Source organism: Escherichia sp. E1V33 (assembly GCF_004211955.1).
Classification (GTDB): domain Bacteria; phylum Pseudomonadota; class Gammaproteobacteria; order Enterobacterales; family Enterobacteriaceae; genus Escherichia.
This window is the reverse complement of record NZ_RHJI01000002.1, coordinates 82,790-104,833: the sequence shown is the minus strand read 5'-3', so window position 1 is coordinate 104,833 and position 22,044 is coordinate 82,790. Positions and strand designations below refer to the sequence as shown.

The following is a 22,044-nucleotide window of genomic DNA, read 5'->3' as shown; positions in this document are numbered from 1 at the left end:
AGAGAAATGGACGATGAGTGATATAGCATTAACAGTCAGCATCCTGGCTCTGGTGGCGGTCGTCGGTTTGTTTATCGGCAACGTCAAGTTTCGCGGCGTTGGATTGGGCATTGGCGGCGTACTGTTCGGCGGGATCATCGTCGGCCATTTTGTGTCACAGGCGGGGATGACATTAAGTAGCGACATGCTGCATGTTATCCAGGAATTTGGTCTTATCCTGTTCGTGTACACCATCGGGATTCAGGTGGGGCCGGGCTTCTTTGCCTCGTTGCGTGTCTCCGGGTTACGCCTCAATTTGTTTGCTGTTCTGGTTGTCATCCTCGGTGGTCTGGTCACGGCCATCTTACATAAACTGTTCGATATCCCACTTCCTGTGGTGCTGGGGATTTTCTCTGGCGCGGTCACCAATACGCCAGCACTGGGGGCAGGGCAACAGATCTTACATGACCTGGGCACACCGATGGATATGGTTGACCAGATGGGGATGAGCTATGCAATGGCGTATCCATTTGGGATTTGCGGCATTTTGTTCACTATGTGGATGCTGCGGGTTATTTTCCGCGTCAATGTTGAGACGGAGGCGCTGCAACACGAGTCCACGCGGACCAACGGTAGCGTGCTGATCAGGACCATTAACATCCGTGTTGATAACCCTAACTTACATAATTTAGCGATTAAAGATGTACCGATTCTCAATGGCGATAAAGTTATCTGCTCGCGATTGAAACGAGAGGAAACCCTCAAAGTACCTTCTCCGGAAACCATTATTCAGTTGGGGGACTTGCTTCATCTGGTGGGGCAGCCTGCGGATTTACATAATGCGCAATTGGTGATTGGTCAGGAAGTGGATACCTCGCTGTCGACGAAAGGCACCGATCTGCGCGTCGAACGCGTGGTGGTCACCAACGAGAATGTGCTTGGTAAACGTATTCGCGACCTGCACTTTAAAGAGCGCTATGACGTCGTTATCTCGCGCCTGAACCGTGCTGGCGTTGAATTAGTTGCAAGTAGCGATATTAGCCTGCAATTTGGCGATATTCTCAACCTGGTTGGACGCCCGTCCGCGATTGATGCCGTAGCGAATGTTTTAGGTAATGCGCAGCAAAAATTACAACAGGTGCAGATGTTACCTGTGTTTATTGGTATTGGGCTTGGCGTATTGTTGGGCTCCATTCCTGTGTTTGTGCCTGGATTCCCGGCTGCGTTGAAGTTGGGGCTAGCGGGGGGGCCGCTGATTATGGCGCTGATCCTCGGGCGTATTGGCAGCATTGGTAAGCTCTACTGGTTTATGCCGCCAAGTGCCAACCTGGCGCTGCGCGAACTGGGTATCGTACTGTTTCTCTCGGTAGTTGGCCTGAAATCCGGTGGCGATTTTATCCATACACTGGTGGATGGCGAAGGATTAAGCTGGATAGGTTATGGTGCATTGATTACTGCAATTCCGCTGATCACGGCCGGCATTCTGGCGCGGATGTTAGTCAAAATGAATTATCTCACGATGTGCGGGATGCTCGCGGGTTCAATGACCGATCCTCCGGCGCTGGCGTTTGCCAATAATCTTCATCCTACCAGTGGCGCGGCGGCGCTCTCTTACGCAACGGTGTATCCGTTAGTCATGTTCCTGCGCATTATCACACCGCAGTTACTGGCAGTACTTTTCTGGAGTATTGGCTAACTCCTTTTTGGGTGGAGTTACCGTCAATGGTACTCCACCTGGTATTTCTGAACATCATCGAGTCATTTACATACTCGCCATTCTGGTTATTACTGGTTTGTATTCTTCAGTACGGCTGACGGCGCATAACCAAATTTATGCTTAAAGGCTTTGCTAAAATGAAAAGAGTCGAAGAAGTTGAGCGTATCAGCGACTTCGCCAACCGAGTTCCCTTCTTGCTTTAATAGTGAGAGCGCAAGATCCAGACGCGCATCAAGGTAATATTCTTTCGGTGTCTTACCGGTGTAGCGTAAAAACAGGCGACGTAGCCAGGTTTCGCTACAGGGGATGGTGGCGGCCATATCGGCAACACTCCAGCGTTGTTGCAGGCTGGCATGTAAAGTAGCAATTAATTTTTCAATTTGCTGCCGTTGCGGATCTTTTTTGCCGTCTGCGTACATAAGACAAATCCACTGGTAAATAATTTTCGTCAGAAAAGCGACCGCCAGATTGTTTTTTATCGCCTCTGCTGAAGTAATTAATTCAGCAACCTCTGTGAGTTCTTGATTATAAACTTCGCCATTGTAAATAACGCTCTGTTGACCGACAGGAATATCCATCATGCTGGTGGGTGTAAATTCCATCCAGTACTGTTCCCAGACTAAACCTTCACAGTGATAAGAGTGAATATCCATCGGTTTTAAAAATATAATACAGTTGCCATGCAGTGTTATTTGTTCACCATTCTTTAAAAGAATTTTTCCACATCCTTGCACGGTATACACCGCCACCCAAGAGTTGGCGATAAGCGGTTTCTTCTTGTCTCGCGGCCAGATTACGCGGTAATGCTCATCGGCATAGGTATGCCAGAGTGAGATCAGAGAAATTCCGCTGGAGATCACATTTTCGTTAATCAATAAGGGAATATTGTATGGAGTATCGTTTTTTACATCCGAACTTTGCAAGTTTCCATTCATTTTAATATCCCTCCGGCGAATTATGCTCACAACCTGAACTTAACAGAAAACAATCCGTTCAGGGATATGACGTTTGTATTTTAAGAATCTGACTGCCTGACCCGACGCATTTTACCTCTCCCTATATTCATGCGTCCGGGACATAAACATAAATAAGGGCTATGAGATGAATTCGTTACAAATCTTGAGTTTTGTCGGTTTTACGCTGCTGGTGGCGGTCATCACCTGGTTGAAAGTTCGCAAAACAGATACCGGATCGCAACAAGGCTATTTTCTTGCCGGACGTTCACTAAAAGCGCCGGTTATTGCCGCTTCGTTAATGCTAACCAACCTTTCCACGGAACAACTGGTTGGCCTTTCCGGGCAGGCCTACAAAAGCGGCATGTCGGTGATGGGCTGGGAAGTGACTTCTGCGGTGACGCTGATCTTCCTCGCGCTAATCTTTTTACCGCGCTATCTGAAGCGCGGCATTGCCACCATCCCCGATTTTCTGGAGGAACGTTATGATAAAACGACGCGTATTATCATCGACTTCTGCTTCCTCATTGCCACCGGCGTCTGCTTTCTGCCGATTGTTCTCTACTCCGGCGCGTTGGCGCTCAACAGCCTGTTTCACGTCGGGGAATCGTTACAAATTTCCCACGGCGCGGCTATCTGGTTACTGGTGATTTTGCTCGGTCTGGCGGGGATTCTGTACGCGGTGATTGGTGGGCTGCGCGCGATGGCGGTGGCGGATTCCATCAACGGTATTGGGCTGGTTATCGGCGGGTTGATGGTGCCGGTGTTTGGCTTGATCGCGATGGGCAAGGGCAGCTTTTTGCAAGGTATTGAACAAATCACGACTGTTCATGCCGAGAAATTAAACTCAGTAGGCGGCTCGACCGATCCCTTACCGATTGGCGCAGCGTTCACCGGTTTGATTCTGGTTAATACCTTTTACTGGTGTACTAATCAGGGCATCGTGCAACGCACGCTGGCGTCAAAAAGTCTGGCGGAAGGGCAGAAAGGGGCGCTGTTAACGGCGGTACTGAAAATGCTCGACCCGCTGGTACTGGTGCTGCCAGGGTTGATTGCGTTTCACCTGTATCAGGATTTACCGAAAGCTGACATGGCCTACCCGACGCTGGTCAATAACGTTCTGCCAGTGCCATTGGTGGGGTTCTTCGGCGCGGTGTTATTTGGTGCGGTGATCAGTACCTTCAACGGCTTTCTGAATAGCGCCAGTACGTTATTCAGTATGGGTATTTACCGGCGCATCATTAACCAGAATGCCGAGCCGCAACAGCTGGTCACCGTCGGGCGCAAATTTGGTTTCTTTATCGCCATCGTTTCGGTGATGGTCGCGCCGTGGATCGCCAACGCGCCGCAGGGGCTGTATAGCTGGATGAAACAGCTCAACGGCATTTACAACGTGCCGCTGGTTACCATCATCATTATGGGCTTTTTCTTCCCGCGCATCCCGGCGCTGGCGGCAAAAGTGGCGATGGGGATTGGCATAATCAGCTACATCACCATCAACTATCTGGTGAAGTTCGACTTCCATTTCCTCTATGTGCTGGCCTGTACGTTCTGCATCAACGTGGTCGTGATGCTGGTGATCGGTTTTATTAAACCGCGCGCCACGCCGTTCACCTTCAAAGATGCGTTTGCGGTGGACATGAAACCGTGGAAAAACGTCAAGATCGCGTCAATTGGCATCCTGTTCGCGATGATTGGTGTCTATGCCGGGCTGGCTGAATTCGGCGGCTATGGTACGCGCTGGTTAGCGATGATCAGTTATTCCATCGCTGCCGTAGTGATTGTCTACCTGATTTTTGATAGCTGGCGGCATCGTCACGACCCAGCCGTAACGTTTACTCCCGACGCGAAGGATAGCCTATGAAACGCCCCAATTTTCTGTTCATTATGACTGACACCCAGGCCACCAATATGGTCGGTTGCTATAGCGGTAAGCCGCTGAATACGCAAAATATTGATTGTCTGGCGGCGGAAGGTATTCGCTTTAATTCCGCCTACACTTGTTCGCCGGTTTGTACACCTGCACGGGCCGGACTGTTTACTGGCATCTACGCTAATCAGTCCGGGCCGTGGACCAACAACCTTGCGCCAGGCAAAAACATCTCCACCATGGGGCGCTACTTTAAGGATGCGGGCTATCACACCTGTTACATCGGCAAATGGCATCTCGACGGCCATGACTATTTCGGCACTGGCGAGTGTCCGCCGGAATGGGACGCCGATTACTGGTATGACGGGGCGAACTACCTTAGCGAATTGACTGAAAGAGAGATCAGCCTGTGGCGTAACGGCTTAAACAGCGTCGAAGATTTAAAGGCAAACCATATCGACGAAACCTTTACCTGGGCGCATCGCATCAGCAATCGGGCAGTGGATTTTCTGCAACAGCCCGCGCGCGCCGAGGAACCTTTCCTGATGGTGGTTTCGTATGACGAGCCGCATCACCCGTTCACCTGTCCGGTGGAGTATTTAGAGAAATACGAAGACTTTTACTACGAATTGGGCGAGAAAGCTCAGGATGACCTGGTGAACAAACCGGAACATCACCGTTTATGGTCGCAGGCAATGCCATCGCCAGTCGGTGATGACGGGTTTTATCATCATCCGCTCTATTTTGCCTGCAATGACTTTGTTGATGACCAAATCGGACGAGTTATCCACGCATTAACGCCAGAACAACGTGAAAATACGTGGGTCATTTATACCTCCGATCACGGTGAAATGATGGGCGCACATAAGCTCATTAGCAAAGGAGCGGCGATGTATGACGATATTACTCGCATCCCGCTGATTATCCGCTCGCCGCAAGGCGAGTCGCGACAGGTTGATACGCCAGTCAGCCATATTGATTTACTACCGACAATGATGGCGCTGGCGAATATTGAAAAACCTGAAATTTTACCAGGGGAAAATATCCTCACAGCGAAAGAACCTCGTGGCGTGATGGTGGAATTTAACCGTTATGAGATTGAACATGACAGCTTTGGCGGCTTTATTCCGGTTCGTTGCTGGGTAACAGATGACTATAAACTGGTGCTTAACCTTTTCACCAGTGATGAACTTTACGATCGCCGTAACGACCCAAATGAACTGCATAACGTGATTGATGATGTCAATTTTGCCGACGTTCGCAGCAAGATGCATGACGCCTTACTGGATTATATGGACAAAATTCGCGATCCGTTCCGCAGTTATCAATGGAGCCTGCGTCCGTGGCGCAAAGATGCGCAACCGCGCTGGATGGGGGCGTTCCGTCCACGCCCACAGGATGGTTATTCTCCAGTGGTACGGGACTATGACACCGGTTTACCGACGCAAGGAGTGAAGGTCGAGGATAAAAAACAGAAGTTCTGACGATGATGCCCGCTGGCGGAAGCCTGGCGGGCAATATTCAGGCCGCTTAAACCAGTGAACCGCCGGTCAGGAAGGAAAAGATAAGGAATATCAGCAAAATGCTGCACACGATGCCGATACCAAAAAGCAAGGTATGGAAAGCCAGCGTCCCGCCGCCAAATACCAGTGCGCCGCGAATGCCCCAGCGATTTTCCTTACGCATACCGCCAATAAATGCGCAGAGTAGCGCGGCAATGGCCAGTGCGATACCACCTTGATCGAGGATTTTATCGACATCAACCGTCTCTTTTTTCTCCACCGTAGTAATTTTTTCATCTTTTATTCCGGCGAGAAGACCTCTTTTAATTTCAGCCGTTTTGTCCGCCACGATGCTTTCCAGCGTTGGAGGCGGTGCGGCAAAAGGGCCGAATGAAAAGTGGATAATACCCATCAATAAAGCGATGGCACCGAATAGCATGCCCAGTGAACTGCTTTTATTTTGCGCTATGATACCCATCAGACCTCCTTGTAGTGGATGGCAAAAGCATATCAGGAAACGGGCGGACCAAATTCTTAAAAATAACCGCTAAAGGCAGAGCGTTAGTGAAAGTGCAAAGGAGCAACAATGAAAATTTCCCGCCTCGGAGAAGCGCCTGATTACCGCTTTTCGTTGGCTAATGAACGTACATTTCTGGCATGGATCCGTACTGCGTTGGGATTTCTGGCGGCGGGCGTCGGGCTGGATCAACTTGCGCCAGACTTCGCCACGCCCGTCATTCGTGAACTGTTGGCGTTATTGTTGTGCCTGTTTTCCGGCGGGTTAGCGATGTATGGCTACCTGCGCTGGTTACGCAATGAAAAAGCGATGCGTTTGAAAGAGGACTTACCCTATACCAACAGCTTATTAATCATCAGCTTAATATTGATGATCGTGGCGGTAATAGTCATGGGGCTGGTACTGTATGCCGGATAGTCGTAAAGCCAGACGTATTGCTGATCCCGGACTTCAGCCAGAACGTACATCGCTGGCGTGGTTTCGCACCATGCTGGGCTATGGCGCGCTGATGGCGCTGGCAATTAAACACAACTGGCATCAGGCCGGCGCGTTGTTCTGGATTTCTATTGGCATCCTCGCCATTGTGGCACTAATACTTTGGCGCTATACCCGTAATCGTAATTTAATGGATGTGACTAATAGTGATTTTTCTCAATTTAACGTAATCCGTGACAAATTTATGATCTCCCTCGCGGTGTTATCTCTTGCAATACTGTTTGCTGTAACGCATATACATCAACTAGTCGTATTGATTGAGAGAGTCACATGACAGGAAGTCAGGTTGTCAATGCTGAAGAGGACAGGCATAAACTAGTTGTAGAGTATAAAGATGCGCTACAACCTGCCGATTTTTATCAGAATTTCAAACAGCGGGGTCTTCGCTCCGTGCAACTTATTCCCCATATAGAATTTGATGACCGGGGCAAGCTGACAGCTTCTTCGGTGACAGCTGAACTGTGGGGGCAATTTTTAATCGCTCTGTTCGAGCGTTGGGCGCGTGAAGATATTGGTCGTATATCAGTCGAACTTTTTGACGCCACGCTGCAAAAATGGTGCGGGAGCGAAAACGTACAACTTCGGCGGGAGTGTCAGATGTGCGACTGGCATCGCTTGTGTCTGCATTCCCCAGAGGATTGTCCTGACAACGCGCTTTGTGTTGGCTATCAAGCTTTTTATTCCTACTCTGCGCCGCACATGCGGGTGATGCGTGACTTGATAAAGCAGCATCGTTCTCCAATGGAGTTGATGACGATGCTGCGGTGACGTGAGCTTAAACGGGCTGCCCCTGATGCGACATCCGCGTCGCCAGCGGTAGCCAGCACAGCACGATCAACAATCCCATTAAGGTCATCAACAACCCCAAGCTACCCTGACCGGTTTGCGGCAGCATCGCGGAGAGCGACGCCAGCACGCCGGAACCAATATTTTGCAGGCCGCCGACTAGCGCGCCAGCCGTGCCAGCCAGGAAGGGGAATGGCTCCATTGCGCCACTGGTTGCCAGCGGAAACAACATCCCGGCACCGAAAAAGAACAGCGCGGCGGGAACGAGTAACGTCCAGACATTCATCACGCTAAACCAGCCGGGGATCCACATCATCATTCCTGCCAACAGGCAGCAGATAACCGACTGCCACATTAACGTAGAGAAGCGTTTGTTCGGTCGACCAGCAAACCATGCGCCGAAGAATGCCGCTGGAATTGGCAGAATAAACAAAATACTGACTGTCATGCTGCTTAACCCTAACACTGCACCCATCAACACACCGGAACAGGCTTCGAAAGCGGCAATCCCTGCCAGACCACCAATTAACATCAGCAAATAGCAGTTAAAGCCGCTATTGCCAAAGAGAGTTTTATAACTGGTGAGCAGGCGCGTACGCGGCGCGTCGACAGGGCGTGTTTCTGGCATCCAGCGCGCCATGCTGAACGTCACACCGGCACAAAGCACCAGTAAAAACAGATAACAGGCCCGCCAGCTCCAAAGGGTATTCAGCAGGCCGCCAATGAGTGGTGCGAGCAACGGACTAACAAGAATCCCCATATTTAACATGCTATTAGCGTGACGAAGCTGTGTCCGTTCATATAAATCACGCGGTAATGTACGCGCCATTACGCCGCCGACGCCGGTCCCCATCCCCTGTATCGCACTGGCGGCAATTAACACCGTCAGGCTGGAAGTGGTGACTGCTATCAATGTCGCCAACATAAAAATGGACATTCCGACGAGGATCACCGGGCGGCGTCCCACCCTGTCGGAAATTGGGCCATAAAATAGTTGTGAGATACCGTAGGTCAGCAGATAAGCGCCCATTACGCTCTGCACCGCCCCTTCACGGACGTTGAGATCTTGTGCCATATCGGCAATAGCAGGAATATAAATAGTTTGTGCCATCTGACCGACGGCCACGAGTAATACCAACATCAATAATAAATTGACGTTTCTATGCCTTTTCATTATCACAGACGCTTTTAAAAATATATTTAGAATAAGTTACTACGCATTCGAATAAATGCAGGAGAGGAATCTATCACATTGATAAATGTTAGCCAGATATATATACGGAATGATGAATAACAAAACGGCAGAAAATATAAACAACAGCGGCAATAAATGTTGCCGGAGTAGGGGGGGAACGTTTACGCCCTATTCCGCCAGCATCGCATCCGACACCAATTCGCAAGCAGAATATGAAAGGGGAGCGGTTTCCCACTCCCCTTAAGTGCGGCTTGAATCTGAATTACTTAAGATATTTCAGAACAGCATCAAGCAGTTGCAGTGCTGCAACAATGAGTTTGAGGATAAGAATGGCGATATCCACCAGGCTCATACGCGTCTCCTGTGGTTCAGGAGCACTGCCAGCTGACGTACCTTTCCGCTGCCTGTTGCCAGCTGTTGCGCACGCGGCTTCTTCAGAAGAAACGTTGTGCTTGTTGACATAACACAGTGTGCTCACGCGGGGTTAAGGCGCTGACGGCACCACCCGTTTCAGCCAGGACTTAGTGCGCCGGGTAACGATGCGGCCCCGCATAACACATTGCGTACAGTGATATTATAGAATTGCACTGTATAAATAAACAGTGAAAGTTAGACAAAATCAAAACTGTGATCGATACTCAATTATGCGCTAAATAAGTCAAAATTCGTGCCGAAATTGCGCGTTCTGCGCGGAACACGTATACTTTCAGTGTTGACATAATACAGTGTGCTTTGCGGTTACCAGCCGTGGGCGGCTGAAGGAACCTCGCTCCGGCGGGGTTTTTTGTTGCCTGCGTTTCAGTACAAAACGTGATCAATCCCCCAATTATTCCCTGATGAAAAATTTTCCATTGTCTCCCCTGTAAAGCTGTGCTTGTATAAATATTGTTAAACACAAAACCAACAAGGTCCCCAATGACTACTTCCATGCTCAACGCAAAACTACTACCAACTGCGCCATCCGCCGCAGTGGTCGTCGTGCGTGTGGTGGTGGTCGTCGGCAATGCGCCGTAGGGACTGGAACAACACACGATTCCAAAACCCCGCCGGCGCAAACCGGGCGGGGTTTTTCGTTTAAACACCTCCCGGAAAGTCGGCCCAGAAGAAAAGGACTGGAGCATGGCAAGTTCGGGCACAACATCGACACGTAAGCGTTTTACAGGCGCAGAATTTATCGTTCATTTCCTGGAACAGCAGGGTATTAAGATTGTGACGGGGATTCCGGGCGGTTCGATTCTCCCTGTTTACGACGCCTTAAGCCAAAGCACGCAAATCCGCCATATTCTGGCTCGTCATGAACAGGGCGCGGGGTTTATCGCCCAGGGAATGGCTCGCACTGATGGCAAACCGGCGGTTTGTATGGCCTGTAGCGGACCGGGTGCGACTAACCTGGTGACCGCCATTGCCGATGCGCGGCTGGACTCCATCCCGCTGATTTGCATCACTGGTCAGGTTCCCGCCTCGATGATTGGCACCGACGCCTTCCAGGAAGTGGACACCTACGGCATCTCTATCCCCATCACCAAACACAACTATCTGGTCAGACATATCGAAGAACTCCCGCAGGTCATGAGCGATGCCTTTCGCATTGCGCAATCAGGCCGCCCTGGCCCGGTGTGGATAGACATTCCTAAGGATGTGCAAACGGCAGTTTTTGAGATTGAAGCACAGCCCGCTGTGGCAGAAAAAGCCGCCGCGCCCGCCTTTAGCGAAGAAAGCATTCGTGACGCAGCGGCAATGATTAACGCAGCCAAACGCCCGGTGCTTTATCTGGGGGGCGGTGTCATTAACGCGCCCGCGCGGGTGCGTGAACTGGCTGAGAAAGCGCAGCTGCCTACCACCATGACCTTAATGGCGCTGGGCATGTTGCCAAAAGCGCATCCGCTGTCGCTGGGTATGCTGGGGATGCATGGCGTGCGCAGCACTAACTATATCTTGCAGGAGGCGGATCTGCTGATTGTTCTCGGTGCTCGTTTTGATGACCGGGCGATTGGTAAAACGGAAGAGTTCTGCCCGAACGCCAAAATTATACATGTGGATATCGACCGCGCGGAGCTGGGTAAAGTTAAACAACCGCACGTGGCGATTCAGGCGGATGTTGATGATGTGCTGGCGCAGCTGATCCCACGCGTGGAAGCCCAGCCGCGTACAGAGTGGCACCAGTTGGTGGCGGATTTGCAGCGCGAATTCCCGTGTCCTATTCCGAAAGCGTGCGATCCATTAACACATTACGGGCTGATTAACGCCGTTGCCGCCTGTGTCGATGACAATGCGATTATCACCACCGATGTAGGTCAGCATCAGATGTGGACCGCGCAGGCTTATCCTCTCAATCGCCCACGCCAGTGGCTGACTTCTGGTGGGCTGGGAACGATGGGCTTCGGTTTACCCGCAGCGATAGGTGCGGCGCTGGCTAACCCGGATCGCAAAGTGTTGTGTTTCTCCGGCGACGGCAGCCTGATGATGAATATTCAGGAGATGGCCACCGCCAGCGAAAATCAGCTGGATGTCAAAATCATTCTGATGAACAACGAAGCACTGGGACTGGTACATCAGCAACAGAGTCTGTTCTACAAGCAGGGTGTTTTTGCCGCCACCTATCCGGGCAAAATCAACTTTATGCAAATTGCTGCTGGGTTCGGCCTCGAAACCTGTGATTTAAATAATGAAACCGATCCGCAGGCGGCATTACAGGAAATTATTAATCGCCCTGGTCCGGCGCTGATCCACGTACGCATTGATGCCGAAGAAAAAGTGTACCCAATGGTGCCGCCAGGCGCGGCAAATACTGAAATGGTGGGGGAATAAGCCATGCAAAACACAACTCATGACAACGTGATTCTGGAACTCACCGTTCGCAACCATCCGGGCGTAATGACCCACGTTTGTGGCCTTTTTGCCCGCCGCGCTTTTAACGTTGAAGGCATTCTTTGTCTGCCGATTCAGGACAGCGACAAAAGCCATATCTGGCTACTGGTCAATGACGATCAGCGACTGGAACAAATGATAAGCCAGATAGACAAACTGGAGGATGTGGTGAAAGTGCAGCGTAATCAGTCCGACCCGACAATGTTTAACAAGATAGCCGTATTTTTTCAGTAACCGCTCAAGGCTTGAACAGTGACGCGCTTATCGTTAAGGTAAGCGCGTTTTTTTACCCGCCAGGACAAGACCATGATAACCGTTGCCCTTATAGACGATCACCTTATCGTCCGCTCCGGCTTTGCGCAGCTGCTGGGGCTGGAACCTGATTTGCAGGTAGTTGCCGAGTTTGGTTCCGGGCGTGAGGCGCTGACTGGCTTACCTGGTCGCGGTGTGCAGGTGTGTATTTGTGATATCTCAATGCCGGATATTTCTGGGCTGGAGCTATTAAGCCAGCTACCGAAAGGTATGGCGACAATTATGCTCTCCGTTCACGACAGTCCGGCGCTGGTTGAACAGGCGCTTAACGCGGGGGCGCGCGGTTTTCTCTCTAAACGCTGTAGCCCGGACGAGCTGATCGCTGCTGTGCATACGGTTGCAACTGGCGGTTGTTATCTGACACCGGATATCGCTATTAAACTGGCATCGGGCCGTCAGGACCCGCTAACCAAACGCGAACGCCAGGTGGCGGAAAAACTGGCGCAAGGAATGGCGGTGAAAGAGATTGCCGCCGAACTAGGTTTGTCGCCAAAAACTGTGCATGTACATCGTGCCAATCTGATGGAAAAACTGGGCGTCAGCAACGACGTTGAACTGGCGCGCCGCATGTTTGATGGCTGGTGATGAAGACGTTGTTCTCCCGCTTAATTACCGTTATTGCCTGCTTTTTTATCTTCTCTGCCGCATGGTTTTGCCTGTGGAGTATCAGCCTGCACCTGGTTGAACGCCCGGATTTGGCGGTATTGCTGTTTCCGTTTGGTCTGCGTCTGGGGCTAATGTTGCAATGCCCGCGCAGATACTGGCTGGTGTTGATGGGCGCAGAATGGCTGCTGATTTACTGGCTGACGCAGGCGGTTGGGTTAACGCATTATCCGTTATTGATGATCGGTAGTTTACTAACGTTACTTCCTGTGGCGTTGATTTCCCGTTATCGCCACCAGCGCGACTGGCGTACGTTGCTGTTACAGGGCGCGGCACTGACGGCGGCGGCGTTATTACAGTCGTCACCCTGGCTTTGGCATGGGTACGGAAACGAGCCCTGGAACGCCCTGTTGATGACCTTAACCGGCGGTCTGACGCTGGCCCCCATTTGTCTGGTGTTCTGGCACTATCTGGCGAATAACACTTGGCTACCGCTGGGGCCATCGCTGGTTTCCCAGCCTATCAACTGGCGTGGGCGGCATCTGGTCTGGTATTTGCTGTTGTTTGTTATCAGCCTGTGGTTGCAACTGGGGCTGCCGAACGAACTCTCGCGCTTTACCCCGTTTTGCCTGGCGCTGCCGATTATCGCCCTGGCCTGGCACTATGGCTGGCAAGGGGCGCTGATTGCGACGTTGATGAACGCCATCGCGCTGATCGCCAGTCAGACCTGGCGCGATCATCCGGTCGATTTATTGCTTTCACTGCTGGTGCAAAGCCTCACTGGCCTGTTGCTGGGCGCAGGCATCCAGCGGTTACGCGAACTTAACCAGTCGCTGCAAAAGGAACTGGCGCGTAATCAACATCTTGCCGAGCGGTTGCTTGAAACTGAAGAGAGCGTGCGTCGCGACGTAGCGCGTGAACTGCACGACGATATCGGCCAGACCATCACCGCCATTCGTACCCAGGCGGGCATTGTCCAGCGGCTGGCGGCGGATAACGCCAGTGTGAAACAGAGCGGACAGCTAATCGAACAACTGTCGCTGGGCGTTTACGACGCGGTGCGCCGCTTGTTAGGGCGGTTACGTCCGCGCCAGTTGGATGATCTGACCCTGGAGCAGGCCATCCGTTCATTGATGCGGGAAATGGAGCTGGAAGGGCGCGGCATTGTCAGTCATCTCGAATGGCGGATCGATGAATCAGCGTTAAGTGAAAACCAGCGTGTGACGCTGTTTCGTGTCTGCCAGGAGGGGCTGAACAACATTGTGAAACATGCCGATGCCAGCGCGGTTACACTGCAAGGTTGGCAGCAGGATGAGCGTTTAATGCTGGTGATTGAAGACGATGGTAGCGGTCTGCCGCCAGGTTCCGGGCAACAAGGTTTTGGCCTCACTGGAATGCGCGAGCGCGTAACCGCGCTAGGCGGCACCTTGACCATCTCCTGTCTGCACGGCACGCGTGTCAGTGTCTCTCTACCTCAACGTTATGTTTAAGGCTTGATGATGTTGCCGTTTCTGAAAGCGCCTGCCGACGCACCGCTGATCAGCGATAAAAGTGAAATTGATGCTCGCTACCGCTACTGGCGTCGGCATATTTTGCTGACCATCTGGCTGGGCTATGCGCTGTTTTACTTCACCCGTAAAAGTTTTAATGCCGCCGTGCCGGAAATCCTCGCCAACGGCGTACTCAGCCGTAGCGATATCGGCCTGTTAGCAACGCTGTTTTACATTACCTACGGCGTATCGAAGTTTGTCTCCGGCATTGTCAGCGATCGCTCAAATGCCCGTTATTTTATGGGGATAGGGCTTATCGCCACGGGCATTATCAACATTCTGTTTGGCTTTTCGACGTCGCTATGGGCGTTTGCCGTGCTGTGGGTGTTGAACGCCTTTTTCCAGGGCTGGGGTTCACCGGTTTGTGCGCGTCTGTTAACCGCCTGGTATTCACGTACCGAGCGCGGCGGTTGGTGGGCGTTATGGAACACGGCGCATAACGTCGGCGGCGCACTAATTCCCATCGTGATGGCCGCTGCTGCGCTGCATTATGGCTGGCGTGCCGGGATGATGATTGCCGGTTGTATGGCGATAGTCGTGGGGATTTTTCTCTGCTGGCGGCTGCGCGATCGCCCGCAGGCGTTAGGTTTACCGGCGGTCGGAGAATGGCGGCACGATGCGCTGGAAATTGCCCAACAACAAGAAGGGGCGGGGCTGACGCGTAAAGAGATCCTCACCAAATATGTGTTGCTGAATCCGTATATCTGGCTGCTTTCGTTTTGCTATGTGCTGGTCTATGTGGTCCGGGCGGCAATCAACGACTGGGGCAACCTGTATATGTCCGAGACGCTGGGCGTCGATCTGGTCACGGCGAATACGGCAGTGACGATGTTTGAACTGGGCGGATTTATCGGTGCGCTGGTAGCCGGTTGGGGCTCGGACAAGCTATTTAACGGCAACCGCGGGCCGATGAATTTGATTTTTGCTGCGGGGATTTTACTCTCCGTTGGCTCGCTATGGTTGATGCCATTTGCCAGCTACGTGATGCAGGCGACCTGCTTCTTCACCATTGGTTTTTTTGTCTTTGGCCCGCAGATGTTAATTGGTATGGCGGCGGCAGAGTGTTCTCACAAAGAAGCTGCGGGGGCGGCGACGGGGTTTGTCGGCTTGTTTGCTTATCTGGGGGCGTCACTTGCCGGTTGGCCGCTGGCGAAAGTGCTGGATACCTGGCACTGGAGTGGTTTTTTCGTGGTTATCGCCATTGCCGCCGGGGTTTCGGCACTGTTGTTACTGCCCTTTTTGAATGCCCAGGCTCCGCGCGAAGCGTGATGCATCTCACTTTTCTACCTCATATCCGGCAAAACTAAGAAATTTTCCTGGTTTTGCCTGGACGCTATCTCAAGCCTGATTTGCTGCTGGTTTTTACAATGCCATCATTCGTTAATTCTTTCCCCAAATAATTCAAGTTGCAGGAATGCGTGCAGCTAAGGCACTTGCGGCCTGAAGTATGAAGGGAAATCAGGAGTAACCCATGCTGGCTTTCTTAAACCAGGTCCGCAAACCGACCCTGGACCTTCCGCTCGAAGTGCGGCGCAAAATGTGGTTCAAACCGTTCATGCAATCCTATCTGGTGGTCTTTATTGGCTACCTGACGATGTACCTGATTCGCAAGAACTTTAACATCGCACAGAACGACATGATCTCGACCTACGGGTTGAGCATGACGCAGCTGGGGATGATTGGCCTGGGCTTCTCCATCACTTACGGCGTGGGTAAAACGCTGGTTTCCTACTACGCCGACGGCAAAAATACCAAACAATTCCTGCCGTTCATGCTGATCTTGTCCGCTATTTGTATGCTGGGCTTCAGCGCCAGCATGGGCAGCGGCTCGGTTAGCCTGTTCCTGATGATTGCCTTCTACGCCTTAAGTGGCTTTTTCCAGAGTACCGGCGGTTCGTGCAGTTACTCCACGATTACCAAATGGACGCCGCGTCGTAAGCGCGGGACCTTCCTCGGTTTCTGGAACATTTCCCACAACCTCGGCGGCGCGGGGGCGGCGGGTGTGGCGCTATTCGGCGCAAATTACCTGTTCGACGGTCACGTGATCGGCATGTTTATCTTCCCGTCGATTATCGCGTTGATTGTCGGTTTTATCGGTCTGCGTTACGGCAGCGACTCCCCTGAAGCGTATGGTCTTGGCAAAGCTGAAGAACTATTCGGTGAAGAGATCAGCGAAGAGGACAAAGAGACGGAATCCACCGACATGACCAAGTGGCAGATCTTTGTCGAATATGTTTTGAAAAACAAAGTGATCTGGCTGCTGTGCTTCGCCAACATCTTCCTGTACGTGGTACGCATTGGTATCGACCAGTGGTCAACCGTGTACGCTTTTCAGGAACTGAAACTTTCTAAATCGGTGGCGATTCAGGGCTTTACGCTGTTTGAAGCCGGTGCTCTGGTTGGCACGCTGCTGTGGGGCTGGCTCTCTGACCTGGCGAACGGGCGCCGTGGCCTGGTGGCGTGTGTTGCACTGGCGCTGATTATCGCCACGCTTGGTGTGTATCAACACGCCAGCAACCAATATATCTATCTGGCTTCTCTCTTTGCATTAGGTTTCCTGGTATTTGGTCCGCAACTGTTGATTGGCGTGGCGGCTGTTGGCTTCGTACCGAAAAAAGCGATCGGCGCTGCCGATGGGATTAAAGGCACTTTCGCCTACCTGATTGGTGACAGCTTTGCCAAATTAGGTCTGGGAATGATTGCCGATGGTACGCCAGTGTTCGGCCTCACTGGCTGGGCAGGCACCTTCGCCGCACTGGATATCGCCGCTATTGGCTGTATCTGCCTGATGGCGATAGTCGCGGTGATGGAAGAACGAAAAATCCGCCGCGAGAAAAAAATTCAGCAGTTGACAGTGGCATAAACGTAACTGGTGACTTTTGCCCGGCATGACGCCGGGCTTTTTTTTATTATTCCGTGACTTCCAGTGTGGTGAAGGCAAATTTCTCCCCATCAAACAGCCCCTGACTGGTCAGTTTCAATGCGGGGATCACCGGCAGGGAAAGAAACGCCATCTGAATAAACGGTTCATCGGGTAACGGACCACATTCACGGGCAGCGACTTTTAACGCGTCAATTTGCTCTGCCAGCGACTGCGCCGTGTCGGTGCTCATCAGCCCGGCAATGGGCAACGGCAGATGACTCTGTACTTGGCCGTTACGGACCACGCACAGCCCGCCGCCATCCTGAATCACCTGATTGACCGCCAGCGCCATCTCTTCTGCGCTACGACCGATCACCACAATATTATGGCTGTCATGGCTGACTGTCGCCGCCAGCGCGCCTTCATTCAGGCCAAAGCCGCCGAGCAAACCACAGGCCGGAGCCCGACGTTGCCCGTAACGCTCAAGTACGGCAATAAAACACACATCATCGCGATCAAAACCATTTTCTCTGTAGACGCTGGAGCGGGAGTGCGTGATCAGTTCGTTATGGATGACATCAATGACGCGATAGCGTTTTCCGGGGGTAAATTGCAGGGCAAAGTCGCTGGCGGAAACTGGCTGGCGATCAATGGTACTGCCATATGGCGGGGCGGATTGTGCCAGTCTCGCCGACTCTTCTGCCTGCAAGGTTTGTGCGTCAATCGGTTCGCCTTTCACCAGTACCTGTTGCACTGTGACTTTACGCGCGTCACTTAACAGGACAATGTCGGCCTGCTTGCCGGGAGCCAGTAAACCGAGATGATTCAGACCAAAATGGCGCGCCGTCGACCAGCTGGCTACGCGATATGCCACATGCAGCGGCACATTGTGTTGTTCAATCAGGCGGCGAATTAAGGCGTCGATATGCCCTTCGTGAGCGATTTCCCACGGGTTACGGTCATCAGTACAAAGCATGCATTGTGGGCTGTTAAATTCGTTGATCAACGGAGCCAGCGCGTTGAGATTGCGGGCAGCGGACCCTTCGCGGATCATCAACGACATGCCAAGTTGTAATTTCCGGCGTCCTTCTTCCAGCTGATAACTTTCGTGGCAGTTTTCAATACCCGCTGCAATATAGGCGTTAAGTTCTTTACCGCTTAGACCGGGGCAGTGACCATCCAGAGTCAGATGGCGAAAGGCGTCCAGTTTATCGAGCAGCGCATTTTGTCCGCTAATTACGCCAGGGTAGTCCATCATTTCTGCAAGGCCGGTAACCTGCGGATGGTCGCGCCAGGCGAGCATCTGTTCGAGGGTAAAACTGGCACCGTTAACATCGCAGCCTTCCAGGGCGGGTACGCAAGAGCTGACCTGCAAATACTGGTTTTGCTTTGCCTGTTCGGCACAGCGAGCAAACCAGGCAAACCCGGCTTCGCCCATCACGTTGACGATTTCATGAGGATCACAAATAACAGTCGTCAGGCCGCGCGGCAGGGTGGCAGTTTCAAAGGTGACTGGGGTCATCATGCTGGATTCAATATGCAGGTGAGCATCAATAAACCCTGGTACTGCCGTTGCGCCATGGGCATCAATTCGGCGCGAAGCCGGAGCGTCAGCGTATTCTGCGCCGACACCGGCAATGTAACGTCCTTTAATCACTATTGGGCCGGGAATTTCTCCGCCATTGATCAGATCCAGAATAGAGACATTATCAATAATATAATCGGCAGCGGCTTCGCCACGGGAAACGGCTAACAATTCCTGGTATTCTACCCGACTAATGTAATGAAATTTATGGCTAATAGAATTGTTCATATTTTTTCTCATTTTGATTTTATCAATTTGATTATTATTTATCATAAAGAAACGTCGCGAGATTATTAAAGAATATCCATTAATGTGCAATTGAAATGTGATAATTATCACTGAACCGTTGTTGTCATTTGTTTTACAAAAGCAAGGGATTAAATCTCCTCCAATGGACAAAAAAATGAATAATGACAATACCGATTACGTGAGTAATGAATCAGGGACGCTTTCGCGCTTATTTAAACTACCGCAACACGGAACAACCGTTCGCACAGAATTGATTGCGGGTATGACCACTTTTTTAACCATGGTGTACATCGTTTTTGTTAACCCACAAATTCTTGGCGCAGCGCAAATGGATCCAAAGGTGGTGTTTGTTACTACCTGTTTGATTGCGGGCATTGGCAGTATTGCGATGGGCGTTTTTGCTAATCTTCCCGTCGCGCTGGCGCCCGCGATGGGGCTGAATGCGTTTTTCGCCTTCGTGGTGGTTGGGGCGATGGGTATCACCTGGCAGACGGGAATGGGCGCTATTTTCTGGGGCGCAATTGGACTATTTTTGCTGACTCTTTTTCGTATCCGTTACTGGATGATCTCCAACATTCCGTTAAGTTTACGTATTGGTATCACCAGTGGTATCGGGCTATTTATTGCCTTAATGGGATTAAAAAATACCGGTGTTATTGTCGCCAATAAAGACACGCTGGTGATGATTGGTGATTTAAGTTCCCACGGCGTGTTGTTAGGTATTTTAGGGTTTTTTATTATAACCGTGTTGTCATCACGTAATTTTCATGCGGCAGTGTTGGTTTCCATCGTCGTCACTTCCTGCTGTGGATTATTTTTCGGAGATGTTCATTTCAGCGGAATCTATTCTATTCCACCTGATATTAGCGGTGTTATTGGCGAAGTTGATTTGAGCGGGGCGTTATCGCTTGAGCTTGCCGGTATCATTTTCTCCTTTATGCTGATCAACCTATTTGATTCATCAGGAACATTAATTGGTGTAACTGATAAAGCTGGCTTAATAGATAGTAACGGTAAATTCCCTAACATGAATAAGGCGCTATATGTTGATAGCGTGAGTTCGGTGGCTGGCGCGTTTATCGGAACTTCCTCTGTTACCGCCTATATTGAAAGTACTTCTGGCGTGGCGGTCGGCGGTCGCACGGGGCTGACTGCGGTTGTTGTTGGCGTTATGTTCCTGCTGGTTATGTTCTTCTCACCGCTGGTGGCGATGGTTCCGCCTTACGCCACCGCCGGGGCGTTAATCTTCGTTGGCGTATTGATGACATCGAGCTTGGCACGCGTTAACTGGGATGATTTTACCGAATCGGTACCCGCATTTATCACCACGGTAATGATGCCTTTTACTTTTTCGATCACTGAAGGGATTGCGCTCGGCTTTATGTCGTACTGCATCATGAAAGTGTGTACTGGTCGCTGGCGCGATCTGAATCTGTGTGTAGTGGTTGTAGCGGCATTGTTTGCGCTGAAAATCATCCTGGTGGATTAGTATCTGATAAGCGTTTCCAGATATCATGAGTGCCGGTTACGCAGGAGAACTCATGATCTGGATAATGCTCGCTACGCTGGCGGTGGTATTTGTTATTGGCTTTCGGGTACTGACATCCGGGGCCAGAAAAGCGATTCGCCGCCTCAGCGATCGGCTGAATATTGATGTTGTACCCGTTGAGTCAATGGTCGATCAAATGGGAAAGTCAGCCGGTGACGAATTTTTACGTTATCTGCATCGCCCGGATGAGTCGCACCTGCAAAACGCCGCGCAGGTGTTGCTTATCTGGCAGGTTGTCATTGTCGATGGCAGCGAACAGAACCTGCAACAGTGGCATCGGATCTTGCAAAAAGCCCGCCTCGCCGCGCCCATAACTGACGCACAGGTCAGGCTGGCGCTGGGTTTTCTGCGAGAATTAGAGCCTGAAATGCAGGAGATTAATGCATTCCAGATGCGCTACAACGCGTTCTCTCAGCCTGCTGAGGGCGTTTACTGGCTGCATTAAAACCGCTTTGCCTGATGCGACGCTGGCGCGTCTTATCATGCCTACATATGTAGAGGGAATAAGGCGTTCAGGCCGTATCCGCTATCGGATTTGGCAGTAGACGGATGCATTCTCTACGTTCTATTTACAGCAGCACCTCTAGCCCGTGTTTTTGCACAATACTAAGTAGTTTTAATGACATACCGCTGGGGCGTTTAGTGCCACTTTCCCATTTTTGTACAGTTGAAACACTGGTATTGAGATAGTGAGCGAAGACGGGTTGACTCACTTTTAATTTTTCCCGTAGTGCTTTTATCTCAACAGGTTGTAAGTCTGGCACGCTGGTCAGGCAGGCTTTGTCAAAAGTACGCATTGTTTCGGCAGAAATGGCATCAACGCTGGACAATCCAGCAGCTGCGCTGTGAATGGCCTCAAATGCAGGGCTTTTGAATTTAGTTTTTGCAGTCATAGCAGATCTCTGTCAGTTCTTTACTGTTAATCATGGCCGTCAGTTGGGCTTTCGTCAGGAAGGCATAATGCTTTGCAAGTTCTCGAAATCCAGCCAGTTCCTGACTATTGATGTTCGACATATCCTGTTTTGCATATAAAAACGTGTAAAACCAATTGCTGCCCCCTTTCGCCAGAATAATTGCACGCTCACGATTTTGGTGAAGTCGCTTTTTAAAAACGCCACCACCAAGCGCATCAGCTTTACCTTGATCCGTTTCTAAAATGGCCTGGCACAACTCTTCATCTGTTATTGCATGAGACCTGGCTTCCCTTGCAAACCATTTGGTTTTAAACACACGCATATCGTTGATGTCCTGTTATTAAAGTATATCACTAAGTGCGATACTTTATCCCTTGTTTCCAACGAAATCGCGTCAATGCATATCACCTTGCCATATGATTTTTATTTCCTCGAGCAGCCTCGAACTTTTCCCACAACATCGTAAAAGTTGCAAAAACGTTAAATACGTCACACATTTCAATGTTAGACTGGTCGGCTTTTCCCCTGAAACATGCC

Annotated in this window: 22 protein-coding genes; 15 read left to right on the top strand and 7 right to left on the bottom strand. The window is 51.1% G+C overall.

The features are described 5' to 3' along the window. Positions 1 to 13 precede the first annotated feature (13 nt). The gene (locus D9742_RS01455) at positions 14 to 1,675 is read left to right on the top strand and encodes a putative transporter (RefSeq protein ID WP_130235759.1); all 1,662 of its coding nucleotides are present in this window, start codon (positions 14 to 16) and stop codon (positions 1,673 to 1,675) included. 89 nt (positions 1,676 to 1,764) lie between these two features. Here the strand turns inward: D9742_RS01455 and D9742_RS01450 are convergent, their stop codons facing one another. Next, a complete protein-coding gene (locus D9742_RS01450) occupies positions 1,765 to 2,631 on the bottom strand; it encodes an AraC family transcriptional regulator (RefSeq protein ID WP_130235758.1) in 867 nt (288 codons plus the stop codon). Positions 2,632 to 2,797: 166 nt separating this feature from the next. Here D9742_RS01450 and D9742_RS01445 point away from each other — a divergent pair, with 166 nt between their 5' ends. Then, the gene (locus tag D9742_RS01445; protein WP_130235757.1) at positions 2,798 to 4,513 is read left to right on the top strand and encodes a solute:sodium symporter family transporter; all 1,716 of its coding nucleotides are present in this window, start codon (positions 2,798 to 2,800) and stop codon (positions 4,511 to 4,513) included. Then, on the top strand, positions 4,510 to 6,003 hold the full coding sequence (locus D9742_RS01440; RefSeq protein WP_130235756.1) for a sulfatase-like hydrolase/transferase: 1,494 nt from the start codon (positions 4,510 to 4,512) through the stop codon (positions 6,001 to 6,003). The genes D9742_RS01445 and D9742_RS01440 overlap by 4 nt, the downstream gene beginning before the upstream one ends. Before the next feature lie 46 nt (positions 6,004 to 6,049). On the opposite strand, the gene yidI is transcribed toward D9742_RS01440, so the two are convergent. Continuing rightward, positions 6,050 to 6,499, bottom strand: coding sequence for a protein YidI (gene yidI, locus D9742_RS01435; RefSeq protein WP_130235755.1), 450 nt, complete (start codon positions 6,497 to 6,499; stop codon positions 6,050 to 6,052). A 108-nt stretch (positions 6,500 to 6,607) separates the two neighbouring features. Here yidI and D9742_RS01430 point away from each other — a divergent pair, with 108 nt between their 5' ends. From D9742_RS01430 to D9742_RS01420, 3 genes are read left to right on the top strand one after another with little or no spacing between them, the layout of a single operon-like run. After that, a complete protein-coding gene (locus tag D9742_RS01430) occupies positions 6,608 to 6,955 on the top strand; it encodes a YidH family protein (RefSeq protein WP_000703955.1) in 348 nt (115 codons plus the stop codon). Next, the gene (locus D9742_RS01425; RefSeq protein ID WP_130235754.1) at positions 6,945 to 7,307 is read left to right on the top strand and encodes a DUF202 domain-containing protein; all 363 of its coding nucleotides are present in this window, start codon (positions 6,945 to 6,947) and stop codon (positions 7,305 to 7,307) included. The genes D9742_RS01430 and D9742_RS01425 overlap by 11 nt, the downstream gene beginning before the upstream one ends. Further along, positions 7,304 to 7,801, top strand: a complete 498-nt coding sequence (locus D9742_RS01420; RefSeq protein WP_130235753.1) for a radical SAM protein — start codon at positions 7,304 to 7,306, stop codon at positions 7,799 to 7,801. Before D9742_RS01425 ends, D9742_RS01420 begins: the two co-directional genes overlap by 4 nt. Positions 7,802 to 7,808: 7 nt before the next feature. Here the strand turns inward: D9742_RS01420 and emrD are convergent, their stop codons facing one another. Both emrD and tisB read right to left on the bottom strand, forming a co-directional pair. Then, on the bottom strand, positions 7,809 to 8,993 hold the full coding sequence (gene emrD, locus D9742_RS01415) for a multidrug efflux MFS transporter EmrD (protein ID WP_130235752.1): 1,185 nt from the start codon (positions 8,991 to 8,993) through the stop codon (positions 7,809 to 7,811). A 283-nt stretch (positions 8,994 to 9,276) separates the two neighbouring features. After that, positions 9,277 to 9,366 carry a type I toxin-antitoxin system toxin TisB gene (tisB, locus tag D9742_RS01410; RefSeq protein WP_000060506.1) on the bottom strand — a complete coding sequence of 30 codons (90 nt, stop codon included), beginning with the start codon at positions 9,364 to 9,366 and terminating at the stop codon, positions 9,277 to 9,279. A gap of 563 nt (positions 9,367 to 9,929) precedes the next feature. Here tisB and ivbL point away from each other — a divergent pair. The 7 genes from ivbL (at position 9,930) to uhpT (ending at position 17,210) form a co-directional block, all read left to right on the top strand. Next, positions 9,930 to 10,028 carry an ilvB operon leader peptide IvbL gene (ivbL, locus tag D9742_RS01405; protein WP_001300753.1) on the top strand — a complete coding sequence of 33 codons (99 nt, stop codon included), beginning with the start codon at positions 9,930 to 9,932 and terminating at the stop codon, positions 10,026 to 10,028. 105 nt (positions 10,029 to 10,133) lie between these two features. Next, the gene (gene ilvB, locus D9742_RS01400) at positions 10,134 to 11,822 is read left to right on the top strand and encodes an acetolactate synthase large subunit (protein WP_130235751.1); all 1,689 of its coding nucleotides are present in this window, start codon (positions 10,134 to 10,136) and stop codon (positions 11,820 to 11,822) included. A 3-nt stretch (positions 11,823 to 11,825) separates the two neighbouring features. Continuing rightward, positions 11,826 to 12,116, top strand: coding sequence for an acetolactate synthase small subunit (ilvN, locus tag D9742_RS01395; protein ID WP_001181706.1), 291 nt, complete (start codon positions 11,826 to 11,828; stop codon positions 12,114 to 12,116). 72 nt (positions 12,117 to 12,188) lie between these two features. Then, complete coding sequence (gene uhpA, locus D9742_RS01390) at positions 12,189 to 12,779, top strand: transcriptional regulator UhpA (protein WP_047612689.1); 591 nt, start codon at positions 12,189 to 12,191, stop codon at positions 12,777 to 12,779. Beyond that, on the top strand, positions 12,779 to 14,287 hold the full coding sequence (gene uhpB, locus D9742_RS01385; RefSeq protein ID WP_130235750.1) for a signal transduction histidine-protein kinase/phosphatase UhpB: 1,509 nt from the start codon (positions 12,779 to 12,781) through the stop codon (positions 14,285 to 14,287). Before uhpA ends, uhpB begins: the two co-directional genes overlap by 1 nt. A 9-nt stretch (positions 14,288 to 14,296) precedes the next feature. Further along, positions 14,297 to 15,616, top strand: a complete 1,320-nt coding sequence (gene uhpC, locus D9742_RS01380; protein ID WP_130235788.1) for an MFS transporter family glucose-6-phosphate receptor UhpC — start codon at positions 14,297 to 14,299, stop codon at positions 15,614 to 15,616. Between the two features lie 202 nt (positions 15,617 to 15,818). Further along, a complete protein-coding gene (uhpT, locus tag D9742_RS01375; protein WP_130206773.1) occupies positions 15,819 to 17,210 on the top strand; it encodes a hexose-6-phosphate:phosphate antiporter in 1,392 nt (463 codons plus the stop codon). A 46-nt stretch (positions 17,211 to 17,256) separates the two neighbouring features. Here uhpT and adeD read toward each other — a convergent pair whose 3' ends face one another. Further along, positions 17,257 to 19,023 (bottom strand): adenine deaminase, encoded by a 1,767-nt coding sequence (adeD, locus tag D9742_RS01370; protein WP_130235749.1) that lies wholly within the window; start codon positions 19,021 to 19,023, stop codon positions 17,257 to 17,259. A 175-nt stretch (positions 19,024 to 19,198) separates the two neighbouring features. On the opposite strand from adeD, the gene adeQ reads away from it, so the two are divergent. Both adeQ and D9742_RS01360 read left to right on the top strand, forming a co-directional pair. Next, complete coding sequence (gene adeQ, locus D9742_RS01365; RefSeq protein ID WP_130235748.1) at positions 19,199 to 20,533, top strand: adenine permease AdeQ; 1,335 nt, start codon at positions 19,199 to 19,201, stop codon at positions 20,531 to 20,533. A 52-nt stretch (positions 20,534 to 20,585) separates the two neighbouring features. Beyond that, on the top strand, positions 20,586 to 21,038 hold the full coding sequence (locus tag D9742_RS01360; RefSeq protein WP_130235747.1) for a DUF1198 domain-containing protein: 453 nt from the start codon (positions 20,586 to 20,588) through the stop codon (positions 21,036 to 21,038). A 124-nt stretch (positions 21,039 to 21,162) separates the two neighbouring features. On the opposite strand, the gene D9742_RS01355 is transcribed toward D9742_RS01360, so the two are convergent. Both D9742_RS01355 and D9742_RS01350 read right to left on the bottom strand, forming a co-directional pair. Beyond that, complete coding sequence (locus D9742_RS01355; protein ID WP_130235746.1) at positions 21,163 to 21,486, bottom strand: DNA-binding transcriptional regulator; 324 nt, start codon at positions 21,484 to 21,486, stop codon at positions 21,163 to 21,165. Next, entirely contained in the window at positions 21,470 to 21,823 is a 354-nt protein-coding gene (locus tag D9742_RS01350; RefSeq protein WP_130235745.1) for a type II toxin-antitoxin system RelE/ParE family toxin, read from the bottom strand. The genes D9742_RS01355 and D9742_RS01350 overlap by 17 nt, the downstream gene beginning before the upstream one ends. Between the last annotated feature and the right edge of the window lie 221 nt (positions 21,824 to 22,044).